The organism is Chryseobacterium sp. StRB126, from assembly GCF_000829375.1.
Taxonomy (GTDB): domain Bacteria; phylum Bacteroidota; class Bacteroidia; order Flavobacteriales; family Weeksellaceae; genus Chryseobacterium.
The window spans coordinates 1,757,317-1,771,477 of record NZ_AP014624.1 but is presented as its reverse complement, the minus strand read 5'-3'; the positions used below and the strand labels follow the sequence as shown (position 1 = coordinate 1,771,477).

Below are 14,161 nucleotides of genomic sequence, written 5' to 3'. Positions count from 1 at the left end.
GAAAAATAACAGATGGTTTCTACAATGTATTATATTCTCAAGTACATTCGAATTCTAATACTCTAAAACTCTCTAACCCTAATACGCTCCCACTCTACAATAACATACCAACATGATTCAAATCAAACTCATTTCATAAACAAAACCGAATTCGTATATTTGGAAGATTAAGAAATTATATGTCAAAAACATCAGTACAGTTCGAGAAAATTATCAGTCAGTGTCGTGATCTTTTCAGTAAAAAATTACAGGATTACGGACCGGCGTGGAGGGTTTTAAGACCAAGTTCCATTACGGATCAGATTTATATTAAAGTTAATAGAATCCGTACGCTGCAAATGACTGATGTAAAAATGGTGGATGAAAGTGAAGAGGATGAGTTTATCGCAATTGTCAACTACTCTATCATTGGGCTTATTCAGCTTGAAAAAGGGCTTTCCAATGACTTTAATGAAAATAAGGAAGAAATTTTAAGTCTGTATGACAAATATTCCCACGAAGCTCAGGCTTTAATGGAAAGAAAAAACCATGATTATGGGGAAGCATGGAGAGATATGAGAATTTCTTCGATTACAGATTTAATTTATCAGAAAGTATTAAGAACCAAGCAGATTGAAGACAACCAAGGAAAAACCATCGTCTCTGAAGGCCTTGACGCCAATTATTTCGATATGCTGAATTATGCTGTTTTCTGCCTGATTAAATTCTCAGAACAAAAAAACCAATTCGAACCCAAAACTATTTAACATGATCAAAGGTTTATTACGCTTTATTATTGCTGTCATTTTTATCCTTTCAGGCTTTGTAAAAGCTGTGGATTTAGTAGGATTCTCCTTTAAAATGGAGGAATATTTTTCACCTGCCGTCTTCAATATGCCGTTTTTTGAAAAATTTGCCCTGCTGTTTTCAATTATCGTTGTTGTACTGGAGCTTTTCCTTGGATTTATGCTGCTGTTGAAAATGAAGCTTAAATTTACCTTATCAGCTTTAATTGCACTCTGTGTGTTCTTTGGCTTCCTAACATTCTATTCTGCCTATTTCAATGTGGTAACAGATTGTGGATGTTTCGGTGATGCTATTAAATTTACGCCTTGGCAGAGTTTCTTTAAAGATGTGGCTCTTCTTGTAGGACTTATCATTCTGTTTGTACTGTACAAAAAAGACTTCCGTAAAACGGATGAATATGGCAGCAGCAAAAAAGAATCTACGGGTAAGTTCAAATATGCTCTTTTTGCTGTATTTTCTTTGGGAATGATCTACATTATGGCTCAGGGAATTATGCATGAACCGATCATCGATTTCCGTGATTACAAAGTAGGGACAGATATTAAAGGAGAGAAAGAAAAAATCAATAAAAACCCATCAGAATACAAGACTTTTTATTCCCTTAAAAATCAAAAAACAGGTGAAGTTTTAAAGGTGAATCAGGATGATTACATCAAGGAAACAAAATACTGGGCAGAAGGTTCTCCATGGAAAATTGAAGAAGGGAAAAATGAATCTGTACTGGTTAAAGAAGGGTATAAATCTGAAATTGTAAAATTCAAGATTGAAGATCCTACAGGAATGGAACTGACAGATGAAATCATCAAAGCTCCAAAAGCAATTCTTGTGTTTTCTTACCATCCAAAAGAAGTTTCTGCTGATCTTATTCAAAAGGTGGAAGCTAAAGTAAATGCTCAGAAAGGAGCGCTTATCTATGGGGTTTCAACGGATCAGAATACTTTTAAAACCATTAAAAATACAATGATGGACGGTACTGCCATTAAAACCATTGCAAGAAGTAATCCTTTTGTACTGATCCTTCAAAACGGGAAAATAGTTGACAAACAGCCTGCAAAAGACTATATTAAATAAAAAGTATGGAAGATAATTTCAATTACATTAATGAAAATTATATTACAGAAGATCATTTATGTAATATAGCAGGGATCACTAAAGATGAACTGGTTGTACTTATCCAGAATCATTTAGTTCCGGAAGCTTCTTATATTATTTCACGAAATATAAAAATTACATCACCCCTTAACGATGAGTTTCAAAGTGAAATCACTGAAAAATATTTCAGCAAAAGCTGTATTTCACTGATTCAAAAAAATAAGAATCTGAATGATCCACAAAAGTATAAAGCCGAATTTAAAGAAAAATTTATTCAAAACTTAATGGCTCATTCTGATAAACGTTTTGCTTATAATGATATTTTCAAAGATGACTTTTCTAATCAGGAAAAGCTTAATGAAATCTTTGAAAGTGAATGGACTGCTTATTGTAACGGAATTTATGGAATCTGTACACTCCATTCTACTGAAGAAGACATTGTAAAAAAAGAAATTGCAGTAAAAAAATTAATCCAATTCAATGAAATATTTTCTCAAAAAACCCTTGCAGCAAGTGAAATAAAAGAGCTTATGAAATTGAATGAAGAATTCAATGAAGTGGCAGAGAGATTTGCTCCCTATCAAAGAAAAACAAGCAGCAGAGGGAAATACCTCGACAGCATTTTAGAAAAAAACAATTTAGAACATTTAGTAAAGAAATATTGAATATGCAAAAATCAAATAAATCTATCGCCGGCTACCACTTATTAATGATCCTTTCTTCTGTGGACGGAGAATTTGCTCCTGAAGAGGGAATGCTGGTACAACAATATCTGGCAGATGAGTTTCCATTCAGAATGAACCTTGATAATGAACTTGAAACATTGGCTCTTTTACAGCCTGAGGAATGGAAAGATCACTTTGAATTCCATGCAAGATGCTTTCATGAGGATTCTACAGCAGATGAGCGTGTAAAGTTTGCTCAGTTTGCCAAGTCTCTGATTAAAGCAGACAACAAGGTAACTGAAGAAGAGCACACATTCTATGTTCTGTTGAAAAACTTATGGGGATTATAATCCTCTTCAAATCAAAGATCTCACAGATTCAAAAAGTGAGTTTAATTAAAAAGTAAAATAAATCAATATAAATCTTATGAGAAGAAAAATAGTTGCAGGCAACTGGAAAATGAACAAAAATGTAATTGATGCACAACAATTGATGATTCAGTTACTAAGCTATAAAAACAATAATGCAACCAACTGTGAAGTTTGGATCGCTCCACCATCTTTATATTTAATGATGGCTAAAGACATCTTTGAAAAGGATGAAATCGGAGTATTCTCTCAGGATATGAGCGAACACGAAAGCGGTGCATACACAGGAGAAATCTCCGCTGATATGTTAGAATCCATCGATGCAACAGGTTCATTAATCGGGCACTCTGAAAGAAGACAATACCATGGTGAAACAGATTCTCACTGTAACAGAAAAATCAAATTGGCTCTTGAAAAAGGTCTTATTCCTGTCTATTGCAACGGAGAAACTCTTGAGCAGAGAAAAGCAGGACAGCACTTTGAAGTGGTTAAAAATCAAACTGAAGTAGCTCTTTTCACACTTTCTGCTGAAGAGATTAAAAAAGTAGTAATTGCTTACGAACCGGTTTGGGCTATTGGAACGGGAGAAACAGCAACCCCTGAGCAGGCTCAGGAAATTCATGCACACATCAGAAGCATCATTGCTGCTAAGTACGGTCAGGAAGTAGCTGATGAGGTTTCTATCCTTTACGGAGGTTCTGTGAAGCCGGATAATGCGAAAGAAATTTTCTCTCAGCCGGATATTGACGGTGGTCTGATTGGAGGTGCCGCTTTGAAATTAGAGGATTTCTCTAAGATTATTGAGGGTTTCAATTAATTGATAAGAACAATATATAGAAAATAGAGCCCTTGGAGTAATCTTCAAGGGCTTTTATTATACGTTTTGGCTAAAGCCAATGGAAATTTATTTTTATCTTTTAAACGGGCTGAAGCCCGTTTCTATTGAATTATTCAATCTAGATACAATAAAAAACGGCGGAATAAATCCCGCCGTTTTCCGTTAAAAAAATCTAATTATTGAATATCGACTATATACATAGTTCCTTTGTCAACCTTCCCTGTTTTAGGAAGGATTTTAGCTTTAGCATTTCCGGCTCCGTCATCTACCACTCCAAAATCATCATCATTAAAAACAGCCAGTTTATTATTTCCTAAATAAACAATTCCCTCAAACTTATCATGTTCATAGCCCAGCTTTGCAACCAGATCTACGGCTAATTTTTTAGAAACAGGTTTAATTCCTGCTGTGGTAAGCTCGTCCCAGGTACACTGTTCCAGAGCTTTGCCGTTTATTTTCATTCCATCTACGGCTGCAAGGTCGGTTCCATTTACGTCTGTTGCTTCGCTTAGGTTGATTCTGTATACTTTTTTAATTCCACCCTGCGTTCCGAAATTACCGTCTCTTTCAATCACAAGGAATTCATTACTCCCTAATGCTGTAATGTCACAAACTGAATCAGAAGCGCCACCATCTTGTTTATACAGATATTGTTTCGTTTGTCCGGTATTAATATCAAAAGTTACAATTCTCGTTAAAGTTGCATTGGTTGCCAAAGCTTTTGATGGAACAAACATCATTGACTGCATTGTTCCTACCAATGTTTTTCCATCTGGAGTCATACAAAGTCCTTCCATTCCTCTGTTGGCTCTTCTTTTCGCTAAAACAGCTGGTAATTTTCTTGTTCCTGTGTTCACACCCATTGGGCTTATTCTTTCCATCTCTACTCCATCGGCATTGTAGTGAACGATGTGTGGACCATATTCATCAGAAACCCAGAATGTACCATCTGGTGCTGCTACAATACTTTCACTGTCTAACCCATATTTATCCGTACCCAGCTCATTTCCTGCTGCATCATAGGCTATTTCGCCTGTACTTCCCATTCCTGCTGGGTTTGGAAGCCCTGTAATAGGCTGTCCGGATGGATTTTTAAGCTTAATATATTTAATAACTTCCACTTTTCCTTCAGCATTAATTTTAAAATGCATAATGGTTGGAGTAAAATTAGGTGTTAAAAATTTCTTTCCGCTTTTAAAATCAGTATTTGGGCCACGGTCTGTAATAACATAAAATTCTCCTTTTCTTGTAGGATGAGCTGCCGCTCCGGAGCCGAATCCACCATTAATTACATCTACTCCGTTCACTGTTGCCAGTGTTGTAAAAGGAAACTCCTGAGGAAGTTTAGAGTAATTAATATCCTGATTATTTATATTGTTGTCATCGTCTTTGCTGCATGACCATAGTGTAGACATCACCAAAGCAGATAATAATAACTTTTTCATATTAACTTTTATGGCGCGAAAGTATAAATTGATTGTAAACTGATCTTGAATGCAATAATAATTCTATTTTAACAATAGAACCTTGAGATGAATTCAATATAAACAACAAAACACCTTAATTACCCGGAAAAATCAAAAACAAAACACCAATTCATTATCAATCAATAAAATCCATCATTAAAAACACTGGAAACAGATCTATAATTCACAAAACAGATATCAAAATTTATATGATATATTTGCACCGTTTTTAAGGTTGAACACTGTTCACAATAGGGAATCAAGTGAGAATATCATTCAAATCTTGAGCTGTACCCGCAACTGTAAGCTGTTTTTACCTATAGCTATTAAAATGTACCACTGGATCAACATCCGGGAAGGTTGGCTATAGGATGCGAGCCAGGAGACCTGCCTTGAACACAATTTAGATTTCAGAATTAAAGATAATTCTGTTAATACATAAGTTTCGGGAATAAAACTTTAATTTAATTATATCATGAGAAAAATCTATTTTTTTTTCTTACTGCTTTGTACGCAGTTTTTCTTTGCCCAATTCACAGAAAACGACATCAAGTTTTGGGTAGGAACCGGTTCTAAAAAGGCTTATTTCATTGCCGATTTCAATGACAACAATACGCCTACATCTTATGTTTGGGGCTATCGTTTTGATGGTGATAATTTAATGGCCGAAGACATGATTAACGCTATTGCGGCTGCAGAACCTAAAATAGAGGCTGACATTCCTTCAGGATTTCTGTACAGTTTCAAGTACAATCACCATACTCCAAGTACAGATGATTACTGGATTACCTGGACCGGGTCAAATTCCGGAAATATGTCCAATCAAAATAATGGTGTAGGATATACGGCTTTAACAGACGGGCTATGGTTTGGTATTACTTATGGTCTTGACTTCATTGATATTCCACCATCAACTCCAGTGCCAGCCTACAGCTCTCAATGGTATACCTCATCTCAAATTACCCATTGGATTGGAACAGGAACCAATAAAAGTCTTGTTGTTCTTGATTTTGGAACCCATAATTCTAATGGCAATGCCAACTCTTTTGTTTTTGGAATTCAGTACAATGGTACTCTGACAGCAGTGCAGGCCCTAGAGCTTATCCAAGCTCAGGCTCCTTATTTCAATTTTATTTCCAGCAATAATCAGATTTCCAATTTGTCATTAAATACCTTTACTGGAAACAACTCCGGAACAGAAAGCTGGAAATTATACACCGGAAAAGATCTTTCCAGCTGGCAGAACAAGGCTGATCTGAGCCAAGTCCAATTGAGTAACAATACATGGTTTGGATTAAGCTTTGGAGACAGAAGACCTTTCACACCTACTGAAGCAAGTAATGCTACATTGTCTGTTGCCTCAATAAATAAGAAAGCATCATTCAATATTTATCCTAATCCAACGAGTGATTTTATTCAGGTTAAAACATCTGAAAATATCAAAGAAATTAATATTTACTCATCTTTAGGACAAAAAGTACTGACTTCCCAGACAGCTAAGATTAATGTTAAACCTTTAAATACTGGGGTGTATTGGGTAGAGATTAAGACGAAGAATGGGGCTACTGTTCATAAGGTTGTGAAGAAGTAGAAATAACCACCCAGTCAAAAAATTCTTTGAATTTTTGACACTCGTCCAGAGGAGGGGAATATCGCGTCTTCAATTGTGATATTCTTCATTATATTTATTTCGGCATGAATCTTCTAAATAAAATTCGGCATTCGTGGCTAAAACAAAAAACGCATCCCAATTGGATGCGTTTCTCAGTATGATTATACAAATCAATTATTTTTTCTCTGCTCTCTGAAGAACCTCATCTACCATTCCGAAGCTTTTAGCTTCTTCAGAAGTCATCCAGTAATCTCTGTCGGAAGATTTCTCTACCCACTCGTAAGTCTGTCCTGAATGGTGAGCGATAATGTCATAAAGTTCCTGCTTCAATTTCAACATCTCTCTTAAGTTGATCTCCATATCAGAAGCTACTCCCTGAGCACCTCCAGAAGGCTGGTGAATCATTACTCTTGAATGTTTAAGCGCAGAACGCTTTCCTTTTTCTCCTGCAACTAATAATACAGCTCCCATTGAAGCAGCCATACCAGTACAGATTGTAGCTACATCCGGTTTAATGATCTGCATGGTGTCATAAATACCTAATCCTGCGTATACACTTCCACCAGGAGAGTTGATATAGATTTGAATATCTTTAGACGGATCTGCACTTTCTAAGAATAAAAGCTGAGCTGTAACGATGTTTGCTACCTGATCATCGATTCCTGTTCCCAAAAAGATAATTCTGTCCATCATTAAACGGGAGAAAACGTCCATCTGAGCAACGTTTAATCTTCTTTCTTCCATGATGTACGGAGTTAAGTTCGTTGGGCCATACATTCCCATATACTGATCGGTAACCAAACCGTTGTTTCCTAAATGTTTTACAGAGAAATCTCTGAATTCTTTTTTAATGTCCATATTTATATTATGTATTATTTTAAAATATTTTCAACGTTTAAATTACAATATTTATTCCTAAAATTTTATAGGACTTTTTGTCACAGAATCCGAAATCCTTTTGTCTTTAAACTATCTTTTCCTATCTATATAAATTCCCTTGATCGGAGAATACTCAATGATATTACTTAATCTGATAGAAGCCTGTTTCAATAAGGTGATTTTTTTAATCAGCTCATAATATTTTACTTCATCAGTACTGCTGTATTGATCCAACTCTCTAGCTGTTTCTGTGATCAGATAATCAATATACCTATATTTATGCAACAAAACATCACCTTGAATCTGATCTGCAACCTTATCACCGTAATTAGGCGGATAAATATTTCTGGAAGCCCAGTTTTCAAGATCATCCAAAGGAATCAGTGCGTCAACAACCTTTGTGGTAATTTCTTCGTCCATAAAAGATACAAAAAAGTTTCCACTTCTCAATTCATCTTTCTGAATTCCCTCTTTCACTTGATTGATAATGATCTCATTTCCTTTGACTAAAAATGCATACTGCTCTTCTTCAAAATGATGCAGAATTTCCTCAATGACTGTGATCTGATATTCTTCATTATTTTCATTTCTCCTTTTCAGGACAATATCTCCAAACGCCAACATATGTTCAATAAGCTTGTTCTCCATAAACAATACTTCAAACAGGAAAGGGTCTTCTTTTTCTTTATCCGGAGGAACAATCTCTAATTTTGGAGCTGCTGCCTTTTCTTTCTGTTGCTGCTGAACATGATGCGTCTGATTCTGCGTAATTTGTTTCTGAACATCCAGCTCATTGAAAAGACTCTGCTCAGAAAGTCCGAATTTATTGGAAACCTCTTTCAGATAGACCTCTCTTTTCAGCGCATTCTGTACAAAGGAAACCGATTTTACAATATCACGGATGGCCTCCGCTTTTTTAATAGGATCATTTCCTACATCTCTCAACAGAATTTCCGCTTTAAAGTCAATGAAATCCATTGCTTCATTTTCGATGTATTTTTCTACATATTCCTGCGGATGTTTTCTGGCAAAAGAATCCGGGTCATCACCATCGGGGAACAGCAGGACACGAATGTTCATTCCTTCTGTCAGCAGCATATCAATACTTCGGAAACTGGCTTTAATACCGGCATTATCACCATCGAAAAGAATCGTTACATTTTCCGTAAGTCTCTTAATCAGCTTGATTTGCTCTGTAGTCAAAGACGTTCCGGAACTCGCTACAACGTTTTCAATTCCGGACATGTGAAGGGAAATCACATCCATATATCCTTCCACCAAAAGGCAGCCGTTCTTTCTTGAAATAGCCTGTTTACTTTGGTTTAATCCATAAAGGACATTAGATTTATGATAGATTTCTGTTTCCGGCGAGTTGAGATATTTTGCCGTTTTGACATTATTCTTAAGAATCCTTGCTCCAAAACCTAAAACTCTTCCGGAAAAGCTATGGATCGGGAAAATTACCCTTTCACGGAATCTGTCAACTCCCGCCGGCGTATTTTCAGGGAAAATAGAAAGTCCGGATTTTTCAAGAATTTCTTTAGTGTATCCTTTTTCTAAAGCATATGCTGTAAATGCATTCTTTTGTTCAGGAGAATATCCAAGCTGGAACTTATTAATAATATCATCTTTAAGCTCTCTTTCTTTAAAGTAAGATAATCCTATACTTCTTCCCTCTTTGTTATCCCAAAGGATTTCCTGGAAATAAGTATTGGCAACTTCATGAATTTTATACAACAGATCTTTTTCTGTTTGGGCATGTTTGGCTTCCTCAGAAATTTCACGCAGATCTTCTTCAATTTCAATTCCGTACTTCTTGGCTGCATGGCGAAGAGCCTCGGGATAAGTAAAGTTTTCAATTTCCATCAGGAAAGAGATCGCCGTTCCTCCTTTTCCGGTAGAGAAATCTTTCCAGATCTGCTTACTTGGTGAAACAACAAAACTTGGAGACTTTTCTTCATGAAAAGGACTGAGTCCTTTAAAGTTAGACCCTGCCCTTTTCAACTGCACATATTCACCCACAATCTCTTCAACGCGGATAGTGGAGAATATTTTATCAATGGTCTGTTTGGAAATCATGGTGTAAAATTAAGAAATTAGTTTTTCAATGTTAAACTTAAATTTTCAAAATGAACATAGTTTTCTGTCAAAACCTTATTTTTGAAGTTTATATTTTAATTTTATAATTTCAATGGCTAACGATCATAAAATATTCAACATTTATAATCCTTCTACAAATTTTGTTTGGACAAGATCAAGGATTATTTGGGTATTAATGATCTTTTCTTTGGTTTCCATTTTTTTTGTATTGTACGTTTTAAAAATTCCTGAAAAACAGATTCCGCAATGGCTAGGATGGAGTATCTTTACTCCAATGATACTTGGCTTTCTAGTATATATGATTAATATTTGGTTTCCGGAAGAGCTAAAAGGTAAAATTGAAGGTAAACTTATTTTTGAAATAGATAAAATTACCATAAACAATGAAATTTTATCTACAGAGGATATTAAAAGAATTCAAATTTCAATATGTGATTATAAGAAAAAATTGATTAGATACAATCAGTTTGATGGTGCTTTTTCACAAGGATGTAGAAATGAATTAATTATTACTCTTTTAAATAACCAAAAAAAATCTTGTTTCTTCCAAATACAACAGCCTAAGGAAATGCTACAAATAATTAATCAAATAGAGCATTATACAAAAAGGGGCTTATTGACAAAGGAAGAAGAAAATAACATATTAAATTATAATTGGTAAAATGCAATTTAAAATAAAACAAATCGAAGACTGGCAGGAAGTTGTAGACAGCATTCTTCCTGAATTAAAACATAATATCCTTTTACTGAAGGGAAATCTGGGTGCAGGAAAGACTACTTTCTCTCAGTTTTTGCTTAAAAATCTGGGAAGTAATGATGAAGTAAGTTCTCCTACCTATTCTATTGTTAATGAATATACGACTTCAAAAGGAAAAGTATTCCATTTTGATCTTTACCGCTTAAAAAACATTGAAGAAGTATATGATATTGGAATCGAAGAATACCTCGACAACTCTTTTTTATGCATCATTGAGTGGCCGGAAGTATATGAAGAAGAGCTCTACGGGCTCAACTATCACACAATGAGTATTGTGAATACCGGTGAAAACAGAGAAGTTTCATTCGAGTAAATATTATGTATCTTTGCTTATTAATTGAGTGTAAAATAACAATCTGTAAGACATAATTTAATTTAAGGATGAGTACAAATATTTTTACTCCTTTCACAGAAGAAGAATTGATGCCGAAAGAGGAAAAATTGGAGGTTATAAAGAAGGGAAAACAGTTCAGTATTGGAATTCCTAAGGAAACCTGTCTTAACGAAAGGAGAACCTGCATTACTCCGGATGCTGTACAGGTATTGGTAGAGCACGGCCATGAAATTATCATAGAATCAGGGGCCGGACAAGGTTCATTTTTTACAGATTTGCAATATTCTGAATCTGGGGCAAAAATTACCACTGATCCAAATGAAGCCTTCGGGCAGGATCTGATTCTGAAAATCAACCCTCCTACCCTGGATGAAATCGATTATATGAAGCCTAATACTTATATGGTTTCAGCACTTCAGATCAACCTTAGAGACAAGGAGTATTTCCTTAAACTTGCAGAGAAAAAAATAAATGCCATTGCCTTTGAATTTATCGTAGATGAATACAAGCAGCTTGCACTGGTAAGACTAATCGGTGAAATTGCAGGAACCGTTTCTATTTTATATGCTTCGGAATTATTGGCACTTTCCAATGGTTTAATGCTTGGAGGAATTACAGGGGTAAGACCTGCCGAGGTAGTTATTCTGGGAGCCGGAATTGTAGGTGAATTTGCTACAAAGGCAGCTATTGGTTTAGGTGCGAGTGTAAAGGTTTTCGACAACTCATTATCTAAATTAAGAAGACTTCACACGATGGTAGACAGCCGTGTACCGACTTCCATCATCGATCCTAAAGAACTCAGCAAAAGTTTAAGACGTGCTGATGTAGTAATTGGAGCACTTCCAAGATTAAATATGACGCCTATTGTGACTGAAGATATGGTCATGAACATGAAAAAAGGCAGTGTTATTATCGATATTACGATAGACAATGGTAAGGTGATTGAAACGTCTGAGCTGACTACCATGGAAGACCCCTACATCATCAAACACGGTGTTATCCACTGCGGACTTCCTAATCTTACTTCAAGAATGCCGAGAACCACTACAAAGGCTATCTCTAATTTCTTCCTTTCCTATATCTTAAATTATGACGAAGAGGGCGGCTTTGAAAACATGCTGATCCGAAAAAATGAAATGAAGCAGAGCTTATATATGTACAAGGGAAGACATACCAAAAAGATCATCTGTGACCGTTTCGGACTTACGTACCACGATATCAATCTTTTAATTTTCTAAATGAAAAAGCTTAAATTTTATGCAATAGGCTTCGTTCCGGGGCTAATTCTCGTATTTTTTATATTAAACAAAAAAGGTGCAAGCTGCAGCGGTTATTTACCTAACAGCCGAGTGATCGCCGAATCTCTTTCTAAAGAATTCAAATATTCTGAAGAGGCTAAAACGGCAATGAGCACTTACAAGATTGATGAAAAGTTTGTAAAAGACAGCATCATTACCAATGGAAAAGTGGATTTTGACAAAAGCCATGCTCAAAAGAAACCATGTCCGGAGTATCTTATCACCTATCCTGAAAAAAATCCGTCTTACGAAATCACTTTCGAAAAGTGTGAAGAAACATTGACTGTAAACAGTCTTAAGAAGCTTAAATAGTTTCAATAATTTACTTTATGGAAGGCAATTACTACATGATTCATGATTATCTGATATTCATCGGAGTTTTTGCCATTTTCCTTTTTCTGGCCGCAACAATCTATCTCTTCAGTAAAAATCAAAAGCTGACTCAGAGAAATACAAAGCTGTCAGAATCTAATAAAATTATTGAGCAAAGGCTGAATGAAGTTCGTTTGGAACATATCGGAACCAAGCTGAATCCGCATCTGTTTAAAAACATCCTTAATTCTGTTCAGTCTCATGCTTACCAGACCTATATGTCTCTGGATAAACTGGCAAATGTTCTGGATTATATTTTATACGAAAGCAACAATAAATATGTAAGCCCAAAAGAGGAATTAAACTTCGCTTTAAGCCTTATTGAAATCAATAAAATTAAAGTGAATCCTCTCTTCGATTTCAGAATTAAATTTAAGATCAATAAAACGGATTCTATATATGAAGAAAAGGTTTTTGCTCCTCTTATTTCCGTTGATCTTATTGAAAATGCTTTCAAACACACCGATTTTTTAGCTCAGGATTCCTTTATCTCCATTTTTATGGAATTGGAAAACAGAGTATTCACCATGAAAGTAAGCAATAAAGCTTCCTTAAAGAATAGTCTGGAAAAGGAAAAAAGTGGTTTTGGAAGCCAGTCTTTAGATCAAAGATTAAAAATGATTTACAATACCCATTATCATCTGGAAAAAAGTTCAAAAAACGGCATCTTCACGGCAGAATTAAAAATCAATTTAGGAGAGTTTTATGATAAAATGCGTTATTCTGGATGATGAATTATTAGCCATCAGCTATTTGAAACTTCTATGCGAACAGATTGAGGACGTAGAAGTAATAAAAGCATTTAATGATCCTAAAATCTTCCTGAACGAAATTGATTCCCTAGACTGTAACCTATGTATTTTAGATATTGAAATGCCGGGTATGACAGGGCTTCAGGTTGCCGAAATCATTTCAGGTTCCAAAAAAATCATTTTCACCACCGCTTACAAAGAATATGCAGCAGAGGCATTCGACCTGAACGTGGTTGATTATGTAAGAAAACCCATTAAAAAAGAACGTCTGATACAAGCTTTTGAAAAGGCTAAAGAACAAATCAATACGATTCAGAAGAAGACCTTTATCGAATGGAACAGCAACATTGGTAAAACCGTTATTTTAACGGAACAAATTGCTTACATCAAAACATCAGAAATCGATAGCCGCGATAAGGATATTATTCTGAATGACGGAACCACCATCGTCTTAAAAAACCTTAACTTTAAAAACCTCCTGGAAATGCTTCCTGCTAAGGATTTCGCACAGGTTAATAAAAAAGAGATCATTGCGTTATCTTCCATCAAAGTATTGGGCGCCAACGAAATTATCACTACTATTTCTTCAGAAGATGATCACTTTCTTAAGCTTCAGATTGGTGATGCTTACAAGAATTCATTAATGGAGTTGTTTACAAAATAGCATAGACAAATCTGCAAAATCGGTGTGATCCGCGAGAATTATTTCTCTATTGAAATTCTTCATTGTGTGATGCTTCATTCAGAATGACCCAGGCGATGTATACTACTATGTTATAACTTATATATGTCCTTTTGTCCTGAAACAAATTCAAGACTTGAAACCCTCGCTAAAAATGAAA

General features: G+C 35.3%; 15 protein-coding genes and 1 riboswitch. Of the genes, 12 read left to right on the top strand and 3 right to left on the bottom strand.

All coding sequences use genetic code 11. The annotated features are described in order from the left end of the window. The first annotated feature begins 179 nt into the window (after positions 1 to 179). The 5 genes from CHSO_RS08035 to tpiA all read left to right on the top strand — a co-directional run bounded on the left by CHSO_RS08035 (position 180) and on the right by tpiA (position 3,728). Positions 180 to 746, top strand: a complete 567-nt coding sequence (locus CHSO_RS08035) for a DUF1599 domain-containing protein (protein ID WP_045494642.1) — start codon at positions 180 to 182, stop codon at positions 744 to 746. A 1-nt stretch (position 747) separates the two neighbouring features. After that, positions 748 to 1,857, top strand: a complete 1,110-nt coding sequence (locus CHSO_RS08030; RefSeq protein WP_045494639.1) for a BT_3928 family protein — start codon at positions 748 to 750, stop codon at positions 1,855 to 1,857. Positions 1,858 to 1,862: 5 nt separating this feature from the next. Beyond that, positions 1,863 to 2,543, top strand: a complete 681-nt coding sequence (locus CHSO_RS08025; protein WP_045494636.1) for a DUF6058 family natural product biosynthesis protein — start codon at positions 1,863 to 1,865, stop codon at positions 2,541 to 2,543. Between the two features lie 2 nt (positions 2,544 to 2,545). Beyond that, positions 2,546 to 2,893 (top strand): TerB family tellurite resistance protein, encoded by a 348-nt coding sequence (locus CHSO_RS08020; RefSeq protein ID WP_045494633.1) that lies wholly within the window; start codon positions 2,546 to 2,548, stop codon positions 2,891 to 2,893. A gap of 76 nt (positions 2,894 to 2,969) precedes the next feature. Continuing rightward, positions 2,970 to 3,728, top strand: a complete 759-nt coding sequence (gene tpiA, locus CHSO_RS08015) for a triose-phosphate isomerase (protein ID WP_045494630.1) — start codon at positions 2,970 to 2,972, stop codon at positions 3,726 to 3,728. 197 nt (positions 3,729 to 3,925) lie between these two features. On the opposite strand, the gene CHSO_RS08010 is transcribed toward tpiA, so the two are convergent. Next, positions 3,926 to 5,194, bottom strand: coding sequence for an esterase-like activity of phytase family protein (locus CHSO_RS08010; protein ID WP_045494627.1), 1,269 nt, complete (start codon positions 5,192 to 5,194; stop codon positions 3,926 to 3,928). 236 nt (positions 5,195 to 5,430) lie between these two features. After that, positions 5,431 to 5,625, top strand: a riboswitch (cobalamin riboswitch). 65 nt (positions 5,626 to 5,690) lie between these two features. On the opposite strand from CHSO_RS08010, the gene CHSO_RS08005 reads away from it, so the two are divergent. Beyond that, positions 5,691 to 6,806 carry a T9SS type A sorting domain-containing protein gene (locus CHSO_RS08005; protein WP_045494624.1) on the top strand — a complete coding sequence of 372 codons (1,116 nt, stop codon included), beginning with the start codon at positions 5,691 to 5,693 and terminating at the stop codon, positions 6,804 to 6,806. A gap of 195 nt (positions 6,807 to 7,001) precedes the next feature. Here the strand turns inward: CHSO_RS08005 and clpP are convergent, their stop codons facing one another. Together clpP and dnaG are read right to left on the bottom strand one after the other, a co-directional pair. Further along, a complete protein-coding gene (clpP, locus tag CHSO_RS08000) occupies positions 7,002 to 7,685 on the bottom strand; it encodes an ATP-dependent Clp endopeptidase proteolytic subunit ClpP (protein ID WP_045494620.1) in 684 nt (227 codons plus the stop codon). A 111-nt stretch (positions 7,686 to 7,796) separates the two neighbouring features. Beyond that, on the bottom strand, positions 7,797 to 9,785 hold the full coding sequence (gene dnaG, locus CHSO_RS07995) for a DNA primase (RefSeq protein WP_045494618.1): 1,989 nt from the start codon (positions 9,783 to 9,785) through the stop codon (positions 7,797 to 7,799). Between the two features lie 112 nt (positions 9,786 to 9,897). On the opposite strand from dnaG, the gene CHSO_RS07990 reads away from it, so the two are divergent. The 6 genes from CHSO_RS07990 to CHSO_RS07965 all read left to right on the top strand — a co-directional run bounded on the left by CHSO_RS07990 (position 9,898) and on the right by CHSO_RS07965 (position 13,983). Then, complete coding sequence (locus CHSO_RS07990) at positions 9,898 to 10,467, top strand: hypothetical protein (RefSeq protein ID WP_045494616.1); 570 nt, start codon at positions 9,898 to 9,900, stop codon at positions 10,465 to 10,467. Position 10,468: 1 nt separating this feature from the next. Continuing rightward, positions 10,469 to 10,876 (top strand): tRNA (adenosine(37)-N6)-threonylcarbamoyltransferase complex ATPase subunit type 1 TsaE, encoded by a 408-nt coding sequence (tsaE, locus tag CHSO_RS07985; RefSeq protein WP_045494611.1) that lies wholly within the window; start codon positions 10,469 to 10,471, stop codon positions 10,874 to 10,876. Between the two features lie 68 nt (positions 10,877 to 10,944). Then, positions 10,945 to 12,135 (top strand): alanine dehydrogenase, encoded by a 1,191-nt coding sequence (locus CHSO_RS07980; RefSeq protein WP_045494607.1) that lies wholly within the window; start codon positions 10,945 to 10,947, stop codon positions 12,133 to 12,135. After that, positions 12,136 to 12,507 (top strand): DUF4258 domain-containing protein, encoded by a 372-nt coding sequence (locus tag CHSO_RS07975; RefSeq protein WP_045494604.1) that lies wholly within the window; start codon positions 12,136 to 12,138, stop codon positions 12,505 to 12,507. It begins immediately after the preceding gene. Positions 12,508 to 12,524: 17 nt separating this feature from the next. Further along, on the top strand, positions 12,525 to 13,298 hold the full coding sequence (locus tag CHSO_RS07970; protein ID WP_084220948.1) for a histidine kinase: 774 nt from the start codon (positions 12,525 to 12,527) through the stop codon (positions 13,296 to 13,298). After that, complete coding sequence (locus CHSO_RS07965; protein WP_045494601.1) at positions 13,273 to 13,983, top strand: LytR/AlgR family response regulator transcription factor; 711 nt, start codon at positions 13,273 to 13,275, stop codon at positions 13,981 to 13,983. The genes CHSO_RS07970 and CHSO_RS07965 overlap by 26 nt, the downstream gene beginning before the upstream one ends. The last annotated feature ends 178 nt before the right edge of the window (positions 13,984 to 14,161 follow it).

Bases quoted from the DNA above. Each gene is read 5' to 3' on its own strand.
- CHSO_RS08035 (WP_045494642.1), top strand. From the start codon at position 180: ATGTCAAAAACATCAGTACAGTTCGAGAAAATTATCAGTCAGTGTCGT.
- CHSO_RS08030 (WP_045494639.1), top strand. From the start codon at position 748: ATGATCAAAGGTTTATTACGCTTTATTATTGCTGTCATTTTTATCCTT.
- CHSO_RS08025 (WP_045494636.1), top strand. From the start codon at position 1,863: ATGGAAGATAATTTCAATTACATTAATGAAAATTATATTACAGAAGAT.
- CHSO_RS08020 (WP_045494633.1), top strand. From the start codon at position 2,546: ATGCAAAAATCAAATAAATCTATCGCCGGCTACCACTTATTAATGATC.
- tpiA (WP_045494630.1), top strand. From the start codon at position 2,970: ATGAGAAGAAAAATAGTTGCAGGCAACTGGAAAATGAACAAAAATGTA.
- CHSO_RS08010 (WP_045494627.1), bottom strand. From the start codon at position 5,194: ATGAAAAAGTTATTATTATCTGCTTTGGTGATGTCTACACTATGGTCA.
- CHSO_RS08005 (WP_045494624.1), top strand. From the start codon at position 5,691: ATGAGAAAAATCTATTTTTTTTTCTTACTGCTTTGTACGCAGTTTTTC.
- clpP (WP_045494620.1), bottom strand. From the start codon at position 7,685: ATGGACATTAAAAAAGAATTCAGAGATTTCTCTGTAAAACATTTAGGA.
- dnaG (WP_045494618.1), bottom strand. From the start codon at position 9,785: ATGATTTCCAAACAGACCATTGATAAAATATTCTCCACTATCCGCGTT.
- CHSO_RS07990 (WP_045494616.1), top strand. From the start codon at position 9,898: ATGGCTAACGATCATAAAATATTCAACATTTATAATCCTTCTACAAAT.
- tsaE (WP_045494611.1), top strand. From the start codon at position 10,469: ATGCAATTTAAAATAAAACAAATCGAAGACTGGCAGGAAGTTGTAGAC.
- CHSO_RS07980 (WP_045494607.1), top strand. From the start codon at position 10,945: ATGAGTACAAATATTTTTACTCCTTTCACAGAAGAAGAATTGATGCCG.
- CHSO_RS07975 (WP_045494604.1), top strand. From the start codon at position 12,136: ATGAAAAAGCTTAAATTTTATGCAATAGGCTTCGTTCCGGGGCTAATT.
- CHSO_RS07970 (WP_084220948.1), top strand. From the start codon at position 12,525: ATGGAAGGCAATTACTACATGATTCATGATTATCTGATATTCATCGGA.
- CHSO_RS07965 (WP_045494601.1), top strand. From the start codon at position 13,273: ATGATAAAATGCGTTATTCTGGATGATGAATTATTAGCCATCAGCTAT.